Source organism: Aquamicrobium sp. (assembly GCF_023954335.1).
Classification (GTDB): Bacteria; Pseudomonadota; Alphaproteobacteria; order Rhizobiales; family Rhizobiaceae; genus Aerobium.
On the sequence record NZ_JAMLIE010000006.1, the window covers coordinates 76,563 to 93,343 of the forward strand.

13 protein-coding genes are annotated in these 16,781 nt (G+C 70.2%); 4 read left to right on the forward strand and 9 right to left on the reverse strand.

Annotation, left to right across the window (positions count from 1 at the left end):
- Positions 1-16: 16 nt before the first annotated feature.
- The 4 genes from M9945_RS21725 to M9945_RS21740 are packed head-to-tail and all read right to left on the reverse strand — an operon-like array spanning position 17 to position 3,817.
- Positions 17-1,189, reverse strand: coding sequence for an NAD(P)/FAD-dependent oxidoreductase (locus M9945_RS21725; protein WP_367946203.1), 1,173 nt, complete (start codon positions 1,187-1,189; stop codon positions 17-19).
- 9 nt (positions 1,190-1,198) lie between these two features.
- Entirely contained in the window at positions 1,199-2,677 is a 1,479-nt protein-coding gene (locus M9945_RS21730; protein ID WP_367946204.1) for an aldehyde dehydrogenase, read from the reverse strand.
- A gap of 7 nt (positions 2,678-2,684) precedes the next feature.
- Complete coding sequence (locus M9945_RS21735; RefSeq protein WP_367946241.1) at positions 2,685-3,269, reverse strand: thiamine pyrophosphate-dependent enzyme; 585 nt, start codon at positions 3,267-3,269, stop codon at positions 2,685-2,687.
- Between the two features lie 5 nt (positions 3,270-3,274).
- Positions 3,275-3,817 carry a thiamine pyrophosphate-binding protein gene (locus M9945_RS21740; RefSeq protein ID WP_367928652.1) on the reverse strand — a complete coding sequence of 181 codons (543 nt, stop codon included), beginning with the start codon at positions 3,815-3,817 and terminating at the stop codon, positions 3,275-3,277.
- A 121-nt stretch (positions 3,818-3,938) separates the two neighbouring features.
- Between M9945_RS21740 and M9945_RS21745 the strand changes: the two genes are divergently transcribed.
- The 4 genes from M9945_RS21745 to recQ all read left to right on the forward strand — a co-directional run bounded on the left by M9945_RS21745 (position 3,939) and on the right by recQ (position 8,787).
- Positions 3,939-4,895, forward strand: coding sequence for a LysR substrate-binding domain-containing protein (locus tag M9945_RS21745; RefSeq protein WP_367946205.1), 957 nt, complete (start codon positions 3,939-3,941; stop codon positions 4,893-4,895).
- Positions 4,896-5,015: 120 nt separating this feature from the next.
- Entirely contained in the window at positions 5,016-5,756 is a 741-nt protein-coding gene (locus M9945_RS21750) for an NAD(P)H-dependent oxidoreductase (RefSeq protein ID WP_367946206.1), read from the forward strand.
- The gene (locus M9945_RS21755; protein ID WP_367946207.1) at positions 5,749-6,882 is read left to right on the forward strand and encodes a CaiB/BaiF CoA transferase family protein; all 1,134 of its coding nucleotides are present in this window, start codon (positions 5,749-5,751) and stop codon (positions 6,880-6,882) included. Before M9945_RS21750 ends, M9945_RS21755 begins: the two co-directional genes overlap by 8 nt.
- Before the next feature lie 102 nt (positions 6,883-6,984).
- Positions 6,985-8,787: a DNA helicase RecQ gene (recQ, locus tag M9945_RS21760; RefSeq protein WP_367946208.1), complete on the forward strand. Its 1,803-nt coding sequence runs from the start codon at positions 6,985-6,987 to the stop codon at positions 8,785-8,787.
- 27 nt (positions 8,788-8,814) lie between these two features.
- Here the strand turns inward: recQ and zigA are convergent, their stop codons facing one another.
- Genes zigA through M9945_RS21785 form a run of 5 tightly spaced genes read right to left on the reverse strand, consistent with a single transcriptional unit; the run spans position 8,815 to position 16,749 of the window.
- Positions 8,815-10,038, reverse strand: a complete 1,224-nt coding sequence (gene zigA, locus M9945_RS21765; RefSeq protein ID WP_367946209.1) for a zinc metallochaperone GTPase ZigA — start codon at positions 10,036-10,038, stop codon at positions 8,815-8,817.
- A 46-nt stretch (positions 10,039-10,084) separates the two neighbouring features.
- Positions 10,085-10,408: a DUF2149 domain-containing protein gene (locus M9945_RS21770; RefSeq protein ID WP_367928613.1), complete on the reverse strand. Its 324-nt coding sequence runs from the start codon at positions 10,406-10,408 to the stop codon at positions 10,085-10,087.
- On the reverse strand, positions 10,408-10,872 hold the full coding sequence (locus M9945_RS21775; RefSeq protein WP_367946210.1) for a MotA/TolQ/ExbB proton channel family protein: 465 nt from the start codon (positions 10,870-10,872) through the stop codon (positions 10,408-10,410). The genes M9945_RS21770 and M9945_RS21775 overlap by 1 nt, the downstream gene beginning before the upstream one ends.
- A gap of 27 nt (positions 10,873-10,899) precedes the next feature.
- Positions 10,900-14,781, reverse strand: a complete 3,882-nt coding sequence (cobN, locus tag M9945_RS21780; protein WP_367946242.1) for a cobaltochelatase subunit CobN — start codon at positions 14,779-14,781, stop codon at positions 10,900-10,902.
- Between the two features lie 3 nt (positions 14,782-14,784).
- Positions 14,785-16,749: a TonB-dependent receptor gene (locus M9945_RS21785; RefSeq protein WP_367946211.1), complete on the reverse strand. Its 1,965-nt coding sequence runs from the start codon at positions 16,747-16,749 to the stop codon at positions 14,785-14,787.
- Positions 16,750-16,781: the final 32 nt, after the last annotated feature.

The window sequence follows — 16,781 nt, forward strand, 5'->3', positions numbered from 1 at the left end:
TTCCTTCTTTGATCAACTAGTATATCACGCTCTCGCGGAGCGGCAGCCCGGCGCGGATGCGCCCGTAGCCCAGCGGCGACAGGTCGAGCGTCTCGAACCCGCCCTTGACGATCAGCTCGGCCACACCGCGCCCGGTGGCCGGCGCATGCATCACGCCATGGCCGGAAAAGCCGGTTGCGAAGATCAGGTTGGCGATCTCGTCGTGAGGCCCGACGATGCCGTTGTGGTCGAGCGCGTTGACCTCGTAATGGCCGGCCCAGGCGCGCTCCAGCCTCAACTGCTCCAGCGCCGGTATGCGATGGGCGAGCGCGGGCCAGACGACCTCTTCGAGGAGTTCGTGCGCCGGCTCGAAATCGTCGGTGGCGTCGGGGTCGTCGTCCGCCGGCGGCGCGATGCCGCAGATGAAGCCCTCGCCCTCGGGCCTGATCCATGCGCCGGTGGTGTCGAACAGCATCGGCACGTCGGCGCGGTCGAGCGGCGCGCGAATGGCGAAGACGGTGCGCTTGCGCGGCGTGACGGGAAGGTCGATGCCCGCGCCCCGCAGCAGCGTGCCTGACGACGCGCCGGCTGCGACGACGCAGCGGTCGGCGGCAATCGCGCCGCCGTCCGCCAGCCGCACGCCGCGGACCCGGTCGCCGGCGATGTCGAGACCCACGGCCTCCGCCTCGACATAGGCCACGCCGCGTTCCCGCGCGGCACGGCGAAACAGCGACATCAGCGACCACGCGTCGAACCAGCCCTCATGACGCAGCGCGGTGGTGGCGATGCCGACGTCATCTACATCGAGCCAGGGAAATCGCGCCTTGGCCTCGCCGGGCGACAGGGCGGCGACGTCCGCGCCCTCGCGCCGCTGCATCGCCACCCCGGCCTTGCGCGCTTCCACCGAGTCCAGGCCGCCGAGGATGAGATAGCCGCGCTCGACGAAGCCGACATCCGCTCCGGCCCCGAACCGCTCCCCGATCCGGCGCAGAAAATCCGCGCCGTAGAGGCTCATATGGATGTTGACCGGCGTGCCGAACTGGGTGCGGATCGAGGCCGCGGAGAGGGCCGTGGAGGAGTGCTGGTAGCTCGCGTCGCGCTCGACCACCGTGACCGCCCCGGCGAAGCCGAGCGCGCGCAGGAACCAGGCGACGGCGCTGCCGACGATCGCTCCCCCGACGATGACGACGGATTCGGACGCTCCCGCCACCACGGCCCCCTAGCGGATCACGAAGGGGTTGGCCGTCTTGCCGGCCGTGTCGATCCACACCGTCTTGGTCTGGAGATAGGCGTCGATCGCCTCCCGGCCGCTCTCGCGGCCGATGCCGCTGCGCTTGTAGCCGCCGAAGGGGGCCATGTAGGAAACCGCGCGATAGGTGTTGATCCAGACCGTGCCGGCCTCCATCGCGGCCGCGCCCCGCAGCGCCCGGCCCATATCCGCGGTCCACAGGCCGGCCGCCAGCCCGTAGGGGCTGTCGTTGGCGATGGCGAAGGCCTCGTCCTCGTCGTCGAACGGGATCACCGACAGGATCGGTCCGAACACCTCCTCGCGGGCGATGCGCATCGCGTTGCTGACGCCGGTGAAGATCGAGGGCTCGACGAACCAGCCCCCGGCCAGCGCGGCATCCGCCGGCGTTCCGCCGCCCAGCACGCATTGCGCGCCGTCGGCGCGGGCGATGTCGAGATAGGACAGCACCCTGTCGCGCTGCGGCCGCGTCGTGATCGGCCCGACCTGTGTCTCGGGTCGCGAGGGATCGCCGATGCGGGCGCTCGCCGCCAGCCTGACCACGCCCTCGACCACCCTGTCATGCACCTTGCGCTGCACCAGCAGCCGCGAGCCGGCGATGCAGGTCTGGCCGCTGGCGGCGAAGATGCCGGAGACCGCGCCGTTGACCGCGCTGTCGATGTCGGCGTCGTCGAAGACGACGTTGGCCGACTTGCCGCCGAGCTCCAGCGTGACGGTCTTCAGCCCTTCCGCCGCCGCGTGATAGACGGCGACGCCGCCCGGCTCGCCGCCGGTGAAGGCGATCTTGGCGACGTCAGGATGCGAGACGAGCGGCACGCCGACATCCTGCGGCAAGCCGGTGACGGTGTTGACGACGCCGGGCGGAAAGCCCGCCTCATCGAACAGCCGCACGAATTCGAGCGCCGAGGCCGAGGTGTGCTCCGACGGCTTGACGACGACGGTATTGCCGGCCGCGAGCAGCGGCGCGAGCTTCCACGTCAAGAGCATCAGCGGCGAGTTCCACGGCACGATGGCCGCGATCACGCCGAGCGGCTCGCGCCGCGTGAAGGCGAACATGCCCTGCTTGTCGATCGGCAGGACCGCGCCCTCGATCTTGTCGGCGAGGCCACCGAAATAGCGGAACCATTCGGGGATGTAGCGCAGCTGCGCCGTCATCTCGGTGATCAGCTTGCCGTTGTCGCGCGTCTCGATGGCGGCGAGCCGCTCCGCGTTCTCCTCGATCAGCCCGGCGAGGCGCACGAGCAGCTTGCCGCGCGCGCTGGCGGTGAGCCCGCCCCACTCCGGCGAACGGAAGGCCGCCTTCGCCGCCGCCACCGCGGCGTCGACCTCGGCCGCGCCGCCCAGCGGGATCAGCGCCCAGGGACGGCCCGTATAGGGATCGAACGATTCGAAGGTGGCCGGTGCGGGCTGGAGCCGCCCGGCCACGATGTTGTGGAAGCGCGCCAGCGTCATCGTCGCCTCAACAGGTCGCGAAGCCGAGATGGGCGCGGAAGCGGTTCTTGACGAAGGTCGCGTCGCGCGGCGGCAACGAGCGCGGCAGGTTCTCCGCCGCGACCTTGAGCACGAAGAGGCGCGGCCCTTCGGCCTTGTTGCGCAGGCGGTCAGTCAGTCGGCCGACCTCCTCCAGCGTACGCATCTCGCCCGTCTCGGCGAAGCCGGCCGCGGCCGCCACCCTGTCGAAGGCGATGCCGCGCCCGGTATGGCTCTCCTGCATCCCGGTCTCGCCGAAATGCTGGTTGTCGAGCACGATCAGGTCGAGGTTCCGCGGTCGCGCCACGGAGATCGTCGCCAGCGCGCCGAAGGCCATGAGCTGCTCGCCGTCGCCGGTGATCACCATCACCCGTCTGTCCGGCTGCGCCTGCGCCAGGCCGAGGCCGACGAGCGCCGCCCCGCCCATCGCGCCCCACAGATAGTAGTTGTCGTCGCGGTCGCCCGCCGCGTGCACGTCGTAGCTCGGCGAGCCGAGCCCGGTAACGACGAGAGCCCCGTCGCGCGCGTCGAGCAGCGTCTTCACCGCCTCGCGGCGATCCATCGTCAGGGTCATGTCGCTCACCACTTCTTCTTGCCGAGCAGGCGCTGGCCGATCAGCACCGCGACCTGCTGGTCGGCCTCGTAGGCCATGACCGCCGCCTGCTCGACGGCCTCGATCAGGTCCGCGCCGGTCTCGGCGCGCAGCACGGTGACGCCGATCGCCTCCAGCACGCCTTGCGTCGCCTGCCCCATCGGCACCTGCCAGGGATTGAACTCGGCCCACTCGCCGCGCATCGTCACCAGCATCAGCAGCGGAAAGCGCGCCTGCACCGGCAGCGACAGCATGTTGACGCAGTTGCCGACGCCCGAGGACTGCATCAGCAGTACGCTGCGCTGGCCTCCGAGCCAGCTTCCCGCAGCGATGGCCACGCCCTCCTCCTCGGTCGTCAGCACGTTGGAGACGACGTCCGCGTCCTCCTCGAACAGGCTGATGAGCGTCGAGTGCCCGGCATCGGGCACATAGGCCATGTGGCCGACGCCCGCCGCCTTCAATGTTTCGTAGAGCGCGACCGGCCAGTCGCTGGAAAGGTCGCGACCCTTCGGCTCCCGACGAGCGGACATGAATTCAGCAGCACCCAAGGCGCGTCTCCCTGCCTGGAATCGTTGACCCACTCTATAATCCTGCCCGGATATTCCTACATCGACCCATTTTCATGAACAGATATACCGATATTATATCGCAATGGACGTCACCCAGCTTCGCACCCTCATCCACGTCGCCGAGCTCGGCAGCCTGTCGAAGGCGGCCGACCGTCTGCACATCGCCCAGCCGGCCCTCAGCCGCCAGATCAGGCTGCTGGAGGAGGAGCTGGGAGTGCGCCTGTTCGACCGCCACGGCCGCGGCATGATCGTCACCGAGCAGGGGCAGGACGTGCTGCGCCACGCGCTCAGGGTCATGGCCGAGCTGGAGGAGATCCGCGCGGTCGTCTCCGACGAGAACGCCCCCCTGCGCGGCCATGTCTCCATCGGCATGCCGCCGCCCGCCTCGGACATCCTGTCGGAGCCGCTCGTCTCCGCCTTCCGCGACACCCATCCCGAGGCGACGCTGCGCATCGTCAGTGCCTATACGGGCTACCTGCTCGACTGGATCCATCGCGGCGAGATCGACGCGGCGATCCTCTACGATCCCAGATCGGCGCGCACCCTGCGCATCCAGCCGCTGCTCGAGGAGACGCTGTTCCTGATCGGGCCGCCGGGCCTCGGCCTTTCGCTGGAGCAGGCGGTTGAGTTCCGCGCGCTCGAAGGCCAGCGCCTGCTGCTGCCCAGCCTCGGCCACGGCCTGCGCACGCTCGTCGACCGCTATGCGCAGGAATGCGGCTTCAGCCTCGACATCAAGGTCGAGGCCGACAGCTACTCGACCCTGAAATCGCTGGTGCGCCACGGGCACGGCGTCACCGTCCTGCCGCTGGCGCCGATCCACGAGGAGCTGAAGGCCGGGAGGCTGGGCGCGGCCCCGCTGGTCAACCCGACGCCGGTGCGCCGGCTGATCATGTCCTATCCGACCGACCGCCCCATGCCGCGGCTGGCCCGCTTTGCAGGTCAGGTGATCGCCGCCACAATCGCCAGGCTGGTCGAGCGGGGCGTCTGGTCGGGCCGCATCCTCGAAGCGGAGCCGGAGCACAGCCGCCTTCACATATAAAATCCTAGCATAGCTGATCTTGTGACTCTGTCCTTGTCGATATGATGCGCGGGCGGTAGCAAAAGGGCGATCCGGACTGTTTCATCCGGCCCGTGCCGCCTTCCCGCAGGAGAAGCCGTCTTGAACGTCCTCATCGTCTACGCCCATCCGGAACCCAAATCGTTCAACGGCGCGATGAAGCACCTCGCCGTCGAGACGCTGGCGGCGGCGGGCCACGAGGTCGTCGTCAGCGACCTCTACGCCATGGGCTTCGACCCGGTTGCCGGCCGCGCCGACATGACCGGCGAGCTGACCGACCCCGAGTTCTTCAGCCTGGCGGCGGAGCAGACCGCGGCCTGCCAGACGGGACGCATCGCGCCCGACATCGCCGCCGAAATGGAGAAGCTGAAGCGCGCCGATCTGGTGATCTTCCAGTTCCCGGTCTGGTGGTTCGGCATGCCGGCGATCCTGAAGGGCTGGGCCGACCGCGTCTTCGCGCGCGGCTTCGCCTATCTGCCGGGGCGCAAATACGACACCGGCATGTTCAGGGGAAAGCTGGCGATGGTGGCGGCCACCACCGGCACCTCGGCCGACACCTACGCGCCCGACGGCATCGACGGCGACATCCTCACCGTGCTGTGGCCGATCCATAACGGGCTGCTGCGCTATTCGGGCTTCGACGTTCTGACGCCCTTTATCGCCTATATGCCGGGCCGCGTCGGAGAGGACGGCCGCAAGGCGTATCTCGACGCCTACCGCAAGCGGCTCGGCGAGATCGAGACGACGCCGCGCCTGTTCTTCCACCCGGCCGGGGACTACGGCCCCGACGAGCGGCTGAAGCCCGGCGTCCTCGCCCGCTCCGGGGTCCAGCGCAATGCCTGACCCCGCCCGGCCGCTGGAGGGCCTGCTGGTGGTCTCGATCGAGCAGGCGGTGGCCGCCCCACTCTGCACCGTGCGGCTCGCCGACGCGGGCGCGCGCGTGATCAAGGTCGAGCGTCCCGAAGGCGAGACCGCGCGCCACTACGATTCCGCCGTCGAGGGCATGTCGGCCTATTTCGTCTGGCTCAACCGCGGCAAGGAAAGCGCCGCCCTCGACCTGAAGACGCAAGCCGACCTCGCGCTGCTCCATCGCATGGTGGCGAAGGCCGACATCCTCGTCCACAACCTCGCGCCCGGCGCCATCGACCGGCTGGGCCTGTCGGCGGAAAGGATCGCGCAGGACCATCCGCGCCTGATATCGGCCGGCATCGTCGGCTACGGCCAGGACACCGACTACGCCGCCATGCGCGCCTACGACATGCTGGTGCAGGCCGAGAGCGGCATCTGCGCCGTCACCGGAACGCCCGGCACGCCGAGCAAGATCGGCGTCTCCGCCGCCGACATCGCCACCGGCATGAACGCGCACGCCGCCATCCTCGAGGCGCTGCTGGCGCGCGGGAACACCGGGCGCGGACGCGTCATCGAGATCGCCATGTTCGACGGCATGGCCGACTGGATGGCCGTGCCGCTGCTGCATTACGAGCATGCCGGCCGCGAGACCGGGCGCTACGGGCTGGCGCACGCCTCGATCTATCCCTATCGGCCCTATGCCTGCCGCGACGGCGTGGCGATCGTCGTCTCGATCCAGCAGGCCAGCGAATGGAAGCGCTTCTGCGCGACGGTCCTCGAAAAGCCGGCGCTTGCCGAAGACGCGCGCTTCGCCACCAACGCCCTGCGCGTCGCCAACCGCGCGGCGCTCGACGCCGAGATCGAGCCGGTCTTCGCCGCCATCGACCATCAGGAGGCCATCCGGCGCCTCGACGCGGCGCAGAACGCCTGGGGCCGCGCGAGCGAGGTGCGCGATCTTCCGCAGCACAAGGCGCTGCGCCGGATCGCGGTGCAGTTGCCCGGCGGCAAGACCGTCACCCTGCCGAAACCGTCGGTGCGCGCCGCGGCCTTCGAGACCCCGCCCGCCGTCCCCGCTCTCGGCGCGGACACGGCCCGGATCCGCGCCGAATTCGCCGCCTGACCGCCGGGAGACATCGGAAGGCGTCTCTTCCGGCTTTGCGGGCAGCCTTGCCGTCCCGCATCTGCTATTCAAGGGGCCATCCGATTCCCGAAGAACGACGCCTTGAGCACCGATCCGCTCCATATCCTCAAATCCGTCTATGGCTACGATGCGTTCCGCGGCCCGCAGGAGCGGATCATCCGGCATGTCGCGGCGGGGCATAATGCCTTCGTGCTGATGCCCACCGGCGGCGGCAAGTCGCTGTGCTACCAGATTCCGGCGCTCGCCCGCCCCGGGCTCGGGATCGTCGTTTCCCCGCTCATCGCCCTGATGGCCGATCAGGTCGCGGCGCTGCGCCAGGCCGGCGTCAACGCGGCGGCGCTGAACTCCGACCTTGCCGGCGAGGAGCGGCGCGCGCTGTGGCGCAGCGTCGACGACGGCTCGCTCGATCTTCTCTACGCCGCGCCCGAGACGCTGCTGCGCCCCGAGGTGCTGGAGCGGCTCGGCAAGGCGCGCCTGTCGCTGATCGCCATCGACGAGGCACACTGCCTGTCGCAATGGGGGCACGACTTCCGCCCGTCCTATCGCCAGCTCGACGGCCTGATCGCCGCGTTCCCCGATACGCCGCGCATGGCGCTGACCGCGACGGCGGACGCCCCGACGCGGGCGGAGATCCTGTCGCATCTCGGGATCGACGAGAACGACGCCTTCATCGCCGGGTTCGACCGGCCCAACATCCGCTACGCCATCCGCGAAAAGGAGAGCCCGCGCGCGCAACTGAAGGATTTTCTCAAGCGCCACGAGGGTGAGAGCGGCATCGTCTACTGCCTGTCGAAGCGCAGGACCGAGGAGACCGCCGAATGGCTGCGCGCGCAGGGCTACGATGCGCTGCCCTATCACGGCGGGATGGACAAGGCCGCCCGCGAGAAGAACCAGACGCGCTTCCAGAACGAGGAGGCGGTGATCATGGTGGCGACCATCGCCTTCGGCATGGGCATCGACAAGCCGGACGTGCGTTTCGTCGCCCATATCGACCTGCCGGGCAGCATCGAGGCCTATTATCAGGAGACCGGCCGCGCCGGGCGCGACGGCCTGCCCTCCGAGGCGCTGATGCTCTACGGCTACGACGACATCGTGCTGCGCAGCCGCTTCATCGAGGCATCGGACGCGCCCGAGCCGCGCAAGCGCATGGAGCGCCAGAAGCTCGACGCGCTGCTCGGCCTTGCCGAGACCGCCGGGTGCCGGCGGCAGGTGCTCCTGTCCTATTTCGGCGACGAATGCGCGCCGTGCGGCAATTGCGACACCTGCGCCGAGCCGCCCAGCCTGTTCGACGGCACGGTCGCGGCGCAGAAGGCGCTGTCCTGCATCTATCGGACTGGCGAGCGTTTCGGGCAGGCCTATATCGTCGACGTGCTGCTCGGCGCGGACGACGAGCGCATCGCCCGCTTCGGGCACGACCAAATCTCGACCTACGGCATCGGCAAGGAGCACGATGCGCGCACATGGCGCGCCATCCTGCGCCAGCTGATCGCCCTGCGGCTGGTCGATGTCGACCTCGCCGGCCATGGCGGCCTAGCCATCGCGGAGGCGGGGCGGGCGTTCCTGAAGGAAAAGCCGACGCTGATGCTGCGCGTGCCGCCCCCGGCACGCGCCCGGCGCGACAGGACGGCCCGCGCGCAGACAACCGCGGCGCTGGCCGGCGCGGACCAGGGCCTGTTCGAGGCGCTGCGGGCAAAGCGGCTTGAGCTCGCCCGCACTCAGAACGTGCCGCCCTACGTCATCTTCCACGACCGGACGCTGCTCGAGCTGGCCGCCGCGCGGCCTGCCTCCGAGGACGAGATGGCGCGCATCGCCGGCGTCGGGGCCGCCAAGCTGGCGCGCTACGGCGCGGACTTCCTCGAGGTCATCGCGACCCACGCGGAATGACGGGCGAGGCCATCGGGTTTCTCCCCGCTAATCGTCCTGCCGGTCCCAGCTCGGGAACGGGTCCGGCAGGTCGCGCCAGCGGCCCGGCATGAAGTCCTTTTCCCTGACGAGGCAGGCATCGAGCCCGGCGCGCAGCGTCGCCTCGTCCATCGGGTCGCAGCCGATGAAGACGATCTCCTGCCGGCGGTCGCCCCAGACCGGGTCGAGATAGGGCCGCATCGCCGCGCGCCATTCGGGATGGTCGGGCCACCGGTGCTTCGGCACCGAGGCCCACCACAGGCCGCGCTTGCCCGTCCGGATCAGCGCGCCCGCCTGGCTGATCTCGCCGACATGGTGCGGGCGGGTGGCGAGCCAGAAGAAGCCCTTGGCGCGCACCACGCCCGGCCACGGCCGGTCGATGAACGCTTTCAGCTTCATCGGCTCGAACGGCTGCCGCGCGCGGTAGACGAAGGAGCGGATGCCGTATTCCTCTGTCTCGGGAACGTGGTCCCTGAACCCGTTCAGTTCCTTGAACCAGAGCGGGTGCTGCTCGGCCCTGTCGAAATCGAAGCGGCCCGTGTCGAGCACGTCGGCAAGGGCGACCTTGCCGAAATCGGTCTCGATCAGTTCCGCGTCGGGGTTGAGCGAGCGGACGATCTTGCGCGCGAGGTCGAGGTCGCGCGCCGGCGTGTCGGACACCTTGTTGAGCACGATCACGTCGGCGAACTCGATCTGCTCGACCAGGAGGTCGACCAGCGCCCGGTCGTCGGCGTCGCCCGCGACCTCGCCGCGGTCGCGCAGGAAATCCTGCGAGGCATAGTCCCTGAGCAGGTTCGCGGCGTCGACCACCGTCACCATCGTGTCGAGCCGCGCGACGTCGGACAGGCTCTCGCCGTTCTCGTCGCGGAAGTCGAAGGTTGTGGCGACCGGCAGCGGCTCGGCGATGCCCGTGCCCTCGATCAGCAGGTAGTCGAAGCGGCCCTCCTGCGACAGGCGGCGCACCTCCTTCAAAAGGTCGTCGCGCAGGGTGCAGCAGATGCAGCCATTGGTCAGCTCGACCAGTTGCTCCTCGGTGCGCGACAGGTTCGCGCCGCCGTCGCGCACGAGCGAGGCGTCGATGTTCACCTCGCTCATGTCGTTGACGATGACGGCGACGCGCCGGCCGCTGCGGTTGTTGAGCACATGGTTGAGCAGCGTCGTCTTGCCGGCCCCGAGGAAGCCGGAGAGCACGGTGACGGGAAGGCGGCTGGAGGATTTGGCTGTGTCGAGCATGGCGGGCCTCTTGGGGTTTTGGGGAGAAGGGGCGCGGGGCGCGCGGTCAATCGCCGCCCGGATCAGCCTCGGGGACGTAGATCATGCGGCCGTCGTCGAGCCGGTAGGTGATGCCGGCGCGCACGCCCTCGCCCTCGCCGATCCGGCCGCTCGCCTCGTAGCGGGTCAGCTCGCGCCCATCCTTGACGGTGATGCGCATGTCCGGCTCGCCCGGATTCTCCACCACCGTCACCCGCGCCGACGAGAACGGGTTGAGCGGATTGGTGACGATGACGATCATCAGGATGCCGATGACGACGAGGAAGAGGTCGATCAGGTTGACGACGGACAGGATCGGATCGTCGGCGTCGTCGTGGTCGAGAAAGCGCATCAGCCTGCCTCCCTTTGCCGTTCCGCCGCCCGCAGTTCCTCGAGCAGCCAGCGGCGGCGGATCGTCAGGACGAAGAAGGTGATGCTGGCCGCGACGAGAGCGAGGATCACGGCGGAGAAGGCGACGACGAGGTTCTCGCCGACCGAGCCCGCATCGCCCCGGCTCAGCGCCAGCAGCGCCGGCCCCATCGGGATCATGGTGGCGACGAGCCCGAGCATCGGCGCGGTGCGCGAGACGATGCGCAGCCATTCCAGCCGCTTCATGATCGCCAGCTCGAGGTCGTCGCTATGACCGGCCGCGCCGTCCAGCACGGAGCGGTAGGCGCCGCGCCCGCGCTGGACCGCCTCGACGAGGAACATGCCGAGCGCGACCAGCGCATAGGCGAGCGAGCCGGCAATCAGCGCGAGAATCGGGACGAGGAAAAGACGCGAAACCTCGAAGAGGCCGAGCTCGAAATCGTTCATGAAGCACCGTGGATTGAATCTGGAAACCTAAGCGCGGCGGGCGTTCGCCCGCCATTGAAGCCCGCCGCCGAGCGCGACGAGGCAGAGCATGACGGAAAGCGCGAGCCAAAGCCGCCGCTCGTCCTGCGCCGTGCCGGAAGGGGCGACCTCCTCCAGCACCTGCCCGGCGACCGGCTGCGGCGCGCCGGCCACAGGGGTCGCCTCGGTGTCGGGCCGGTCCTGCCCGCCGCCTTCCGGCGCGGCCGCCTGCGCCGCCGCGAGGCCGAAGCCCGCCGCCATGTTCGCGACGAACTCCCTCGTCAGCGCCTCGCCGACATCGACGCCGTGGTCGGCGGCGAGCGCCTGCCAGCGTTCGGCGAGCTGCCGGCGGGTCTCGTCGGCGGCATCCCAGTAGCCCTTGCGGATCGCCTCGATCATGCGCTCCATGAGCTGCGCCTGCGCGGTCGGGTTGTGCGCCTCGAAATACGCGTCGAGGTCGAGACCGCGCGCGTCGGCGACATAGGTGTCGAACATCGACTGCCACTGGTCGGCGCGCACGGTCGAGGGATCGACCACCTGCCAGCCGAACAGATTGTTGGCGGCATTGAGCATTTCGAGCGTCCCGGCATAGCCTTCCGCCTTCATGCCCTCGATCCAGTGCGGATTGAGCGCGCGCACGCGCAGTTCATCGGCGAGGAAGCGCGCCAGCGGCGTCGTCCGCGTGGCGGCGGCGTCGCGCAGGTCCGAGACGTAGAGCGACGGCGCGGCCCCGTCGAGATGGCGCACCGCCAGCGACAGGCCGCCGAGGAACTCGAACGGATGGTCGGTGGACAGCACGCCGTGCAGGTTGGACGAGCGCGACATGACCGCGACCTGCGTGCCCCTGAGCTGCTCGGCGAACAGGTTGGCCGCCGGTGAGGCTTCGCCCCACGCCCGCGCGCCGTAAGCGTAGCGGGTTCCGTCGAGGAAGCGTTCGGCGAGCGCCGAATCCTCGTCCCATGTCGTGGAGGCGAGCGCCATGTGCGGCATGCCGCTGCCGTAGCTGCCCGGCGCGTTGGAGAAGACGCGAAGCATCGCCTGCGCGCGCGCCTCGTCGGGGCCGAGGCCCTTCGCTTCCAGCAGCGCCGCCACCCGGGCGCTGTTGGCGGCGACGGGGTTGTCGGCCTCATCCAGCGCAGCGATGCGCTCGATGGCTTCGGCCAGAAGCCGCATGAAGCCGTCGAACTGATCTCGGTAGACGCTCGTCACCTGCACGACGACATCGACGCGCGGCCGGCCGAGCTCGGCCGCCGGCACGATCTCCAGGCCGCGCACGCGCCCGCCCTCGTCCCAGACGGGACGCAGGCCCAGCGCATGCAGCACCTGCGCCTCGGTGACGCCGAGATGCCGGATCGCCTCGGACGACCACAGGCTGAAGGCGATCTTCCGCGGGAAGGCGCCGCCATGGTCGGCGCGGAACGCGGCGACCAACTGGTCGAACGCCTCGGCCCCGGCCTCGTAGGCCGCCTTCGTCGGTATCCGGTCGGGCTCGAAGGCGTAGAGGTTCCTGCCGCTCGCCACATCCGGGTTGCGGATCGGGTCGCCGCCCGCGCCAGGCGCGACGAAGCGACCTTCGAGCCCGGCGAGCAGCGCCTCGATCTCGCCCGGCGCGGCAAGGTTCGCCTCCAGCGCGTCGGCGCGCTCCAGAAGGTCCCTGAGCGGCGCGGCGAGCGAGGCCCGGTCGCCGCCGTCGCGCAGATATTGCCGGAGCGCGGCGTAGGGCGCGGTCTCCTTCAGCGCCGCGAAATCGTCGACGAAAAGCTCCTCCCCCTCCGCGCCGACCGCGTCGTAGAAGGGCTGGCCGAGCTGCTGCATGACGGTGGAGAGCCGGGCGTCCGCATCGGCCGGCTTGCCGAACGTGTGCAGCCCGAGCGGCATCGCCGTGCGGGCGAGCTCGTGGAGATGATCGTGCAGCACGGGCAGGAAGCCGGCGAAGTCCTGCCGCACCGCCTCTTCCGTCCAGCCTAGATCGGCATGCATGCCCGCCGCGGTCGCCGCGTCGGCGATCTCGCTCGCGGTCCTGTCGCGCACCGCGCCCTCGTCGAGCTGGCCGTATTCGTGGATCAGATGGTGGATGTCGCGCAGCTCGTCATAGAGCCCGGACGGCGCGAAGGGCGGCGTCTGGTGGCTGATCGTCACCGCGCGGCCGCGCCGGCGCGCCTGCAACGCCTCGCCGACATTGTCCTGGATGTAGGGGTAGAACACCGGCAGATCGCCGACCGCGAGGAACGGGTCGTCGTCGGCCGCAAGGCCCCGGTCCTTGCCCGGCAGCCATTCCTGCGTGCCGTGGGTGCCGAGATGGACGATGGCGTCGGCGCCCGCCTGCTCGCGCAGGTAAAGATAGGCGGCCATGTAGAGATGGTCGGGCGGGGCGGCGGTGTCGTGATAATGCGCGCCGGGCGTGTCGCCGCGCGGCATCTGCGGCAGCACCACCAGCCTGCCGCGCTTCATGCGCGGGATGACGAAGCTCGCCACGCCGTCGACCTCGCGCACCGCCCAGTGCCGCCCCGGCTGGCCGAGATGCGAGAAGGCATGACGCCGCGCCGGCGACAGCGTGGCGAGCCACCGCTCATAGTCCGCGACGGGCAGCGTCGCGGCGAGGCCCTGTGCCAGCAGCTCCTCCAGCGGGACGGTGCGGTAGAGCCCGCCTAGCATCGCCTGTCCCGCCTCGATCATCTCCGGCTCGGGGATCGGCTCGACATCGTAGCCGGCCCGCGCCAGCCCTGCGGCGACGGTCTCGACGCTCGCCGGCACGTTGAGGTTGGAGGCGGCGAGGTTCTTCTCGCCGGCCGGATAGTTCCAGAACATCAGCGCGAGGGTCTTGTCGGCCGCCGGCTTGCGGCGCAGCAGGGCAAGGCGCTTCAGCTTGCCGACAAGCGCGTCGACCTGCGCCGGCAGCGGCACCTCCGCCCCCTCCTCCACCGCCGTCAGCACGATCGGGTCGCTCATGCCCCAGCCTTCAGGCCCGGCGAGGAACACCGCCGCCGTGCGCGCGGGGATGCCGGAGGCCGCCGCCGCCCACGCCTCCGCCCCGCCCTCGCGAAAACCGAGCGTCTGGATGACGGGAATGTCGAGGTCGAGGAACTCGGCGCTGCGCACTGTCCCGTTCATCATGTGGGTGAGGTTGACGAGCGCGTCGATCCGCCCCGGCCGGACGATCTTGGTGAGCCCCTCAGGGTCGGCCCCGTCGAACCAGAAGACGACGGGCGCGAGGCCCGCCGCCTCGCTGCGCGCGACCAGCGCGTCGACGAGCCCCGTCTGCATGTCCGACACCATGCCGCCATGCGCGACGAAGCCGATGCGGCCCGTCGCGCCCGCCCAGCGCTCAGCCCCCCACGACAGGAGATCGTCGAGCGAGGCGAAGACCTCGGGCGCCTGCGGATGGTAGAAGCCGGTCGCCGGCAGGCGCGCCGCATGAGGCATGGCCGAGAGGTCGCCGCCTTCCTTCCACGCGCGCACCGCGGCGAAGAACAGGCGGAAATTCTCCGCGCCCCCGGCGGCGTAGTAGCCGAGCAGCAGGCCGGCGGCGCGCGGCTCGATGCCGCTCCATCGCGGCGGGCCGCCGCCGATGGTGATCGCCGGCACGGCCGCGGCGGCGAGCCGGTCGCCCAGCGCCTCCTCGACGCGCGCCCGGTCTCCCGGCCGCGGCACGTCGAGGATAACGAGGTCGGCCCCGGCCAGCCAGTCCTCCGGCCCGCCCGCCGCCCGCTCGACATCGACGCTCTCCAGCCTGACGCCGGCCGCGTCCGCCATCGGCCGCATGGCGCGGAACTTCGCCGGCAGCACGAAGCCGGTGGTGAGGACCCGCACGACGGGGGCCGGTTCCTGCGCGGCGGCCGGCGAAGCCACGAATGCGAAGAGGATGACGAGGAGGAAGGCGGCGGCGCGCATCACCTAGAACCTCGCCTTGACGCCGATGAAATAGCGCCGCCCCTCGTCGGCGAAGGCGTAGTCGCCGTTCTCGTCGGCGAGCCGCACGTCGGTGATGTTCTCGATGCCGAACTGGAGGGCGGCGTGTTCGTTGACATCGTAGCTGGCATAGGCCGACAGCAGCGCGTAGCCGGGCTGGCGGCCGGAGCCGGTCGTCGTCTTCTGCGGCCCGACATAGTTGACGCGCAGCGAGGTGGTGAGGTTTTCCAGCGGCGTCCATGCCAGCGTCGCGTTCGCGGCGTGGCGCGAGCGGCCGGGCAGTTGCTCGCCCGTCTCCCTGTCGACCGGGTCGAGCCAGGTGTAGTTGGCGTCGAGGCGCATGTCCCACGGCAGCTCGACGCCGCCGCCGAGCTCGATACCGCGGATGCGGGCGCTGTCGACGTTGACATAGGTCCAGGTCGCGCCCGGCGCGCCGCCACAGCGGACCACGCAGATCGTCTGGATCAGATTGTCCAGCTCGTTCTGGAACACCATGGCCCGCGCCGACCAGATGCCTTGCTGATACTCCAGCCCCGCCTCGAAGGAGAGGTTGGTCTCGGGCTTCAGGTCGGAATTGCCGACGATGGTGAAGCGGCCGCCGCCGGCGATGGCGGCATAGTCCGGCGAAAGCTGCTTGAGCGTCGGCGCCTTGAAGCCGGTGCCGACCCCGGCCTTGAATGTCAGCGCGTCGTTGAAATGGTGCAGCAGGTAGGCGCGCGGGCTGGCGTGCCAGCCGAAATCCCGGTGGTGGTCGAAGCGGCCGCCGACCACGAGTTCCCACGTGTCGCCGAGCAGGATCTCGTCCTGGACGAACGCCGCGTAATGCGTCTGCTCCGCCCGGCCGGCGGCGTTGACGGTCGGGTCCCCCAGCCATTCGTGGCGGACTTCCGCCCCGAGCGTGACCTTGTGGCCCTCGAACGGCGAAAAGCCGATCTGTCCGTCGCCGACGGTGTCGACGAAACGGTGCGGCCCGGAGGCGGCACTGCCGTCGCTGCGGCGATTCTCGCGGTCGAGGATGGCGCTGTAGAGGCGAACGCGCGACGTTCCCCAGCTCCACTGGCCCTCATGCGAGAGCGAGACACGCTGGCGCCGGATGTCGTCGTCGGAGCGGTAGAAGGCGCGCGGCGCGGGCGGGCGGGTGGCCGCCTCGATCCCCTGCCAGCGGTCCTCGAAGCCGACCCCGTAGGAGAGGTCGATGCGCCGGCGCTCGTCCGGCGTCCAGGTCAGCGTGGCGTTGCCGATGAACGTCCTCTCCTCGCCCGCGGACGAGACGCGCGGCTCCTGCGGCGAGGCGAGCTCGCTGCGCCCCTTGAACGCGCCCCAGACATTGAGGCCCAGCACGCCGGGGATCAGCGGGCCGCCGGCATAGCCGGAAAAACTGTAGCCGTTGCCGCCGAGGCCGTGCTGCGTCAGCAGCCCGGAGGCCGAGAACGAGCCGCGCCATGCGTCGGTCGCCCGCCGGGTGATGATGTTGACGACGCCGCCCAGCGCCTCCGAGCCGTAGAGCGAGGACATCGGCCCGCGCACCACCTCGATGCGCTCGATGGCTTCGGCCGGCACCCAGCCGAGCTCGTAGTCGGAATGGGCGATGGCCGAGGCCGAATTGCTGACGCGCATGCCGTCGACCAGCACCAGGCTGTGGTCGGGCTGCATACCGCGGATGGAGATGCCGCGCCGCCCGAGGCCGATGCCCGTCAACTGGACGCCCGGCGTGCCCTCGATGGCGCTGGCGAGATCGCGCACCGGCCGCTCGCGCAGCTCCTCGCCGGTCACGACGGTGACGCTGGCGGGCGCATCCTGAAGGAAACGCTCGCCGGCGGTCGCGGTGACGACGATGGGCGCGAGCACGGTGGCGTCGTGTCCGGGCGACTGGGCAAGGGCGCTGGCCGGCATCGAAACCGAGGCCAGCAGAATGGCGACGCCCGTTCTCGACGCGACGCGTGACGGCATGAGATCCTCCTGGAAAGAAAGCCCGTTGGGAA

Coding starts and splice junctions, on each gene's coding strand:
- M9945_RS21730 (WP_367946204.1), bottom strand. CDS start 2,677: ATGACGCTGGCGCGCTTCCACAACATCGTGGCCGGGCGGCTCCAGCCC.
- M9945_RS21735 (WP_367946241.1), bottom strand. CDS start 3,269: ATGACCCTGACGATGGATCGCCGCGAGGCGGTGAAGACGCTGCTCGAC.
- M9945_RS21740 (WP_367928652.1), bottom strand. CDS start 3,817: ATGTCCGCTCGTCGGGAGCCGAAGGGTCGCGACCTTTCCAGCGACTGG.
- M9945_RS21745 (WP_367946205.1), top strand. CDS start 3,939: ATGGACGTCACCCAGCTTCGCACCCTCATCCACGTCGCCGAGCTCGGC.
- M9945_RS21755 (WP_367946207.1), top strand. CDS start 5,749: ATGCCTGACCCCGCCCGGCCGCTGGAGGGCCTGCTGGTGGTCTCGATC.
- zigA (WP_367946209.1), bottom strand. CDS start 10,038: ATGCTCGACACAGCCAAATCCTCCAGCCGCCTTCCCGTCACCGTGCTC.
- M9945_RS21770 (WP_367928613.1), bottom strand. CDS start 10,408: ATGCGCTTTCTCGACCACGACGACGCCGACGATCCGATCCTGTCCGTC.
- M9945_RS21775 (WP_367946210.1), bottom strand. CDS start 10,872: ATGAACGATTTCGAGCTCGGCCTCTTCGAGGTTTCGCGTCTTTTCCTC.
- cobN (WP_367946242.1), bottom strand. CDS start 14,781: ATGCGCGCCGCCGCCTTCCTCCTCGTCATCCTCTTCGCATTCGTGGCT.
- M9945_RS21785 (WP_367946211.1), bottom strand. CDS start 16,749: ATGCCGTCACGCGTCGCGTCGAGAACGGGCGTCGCCATTCTGCTGGCC.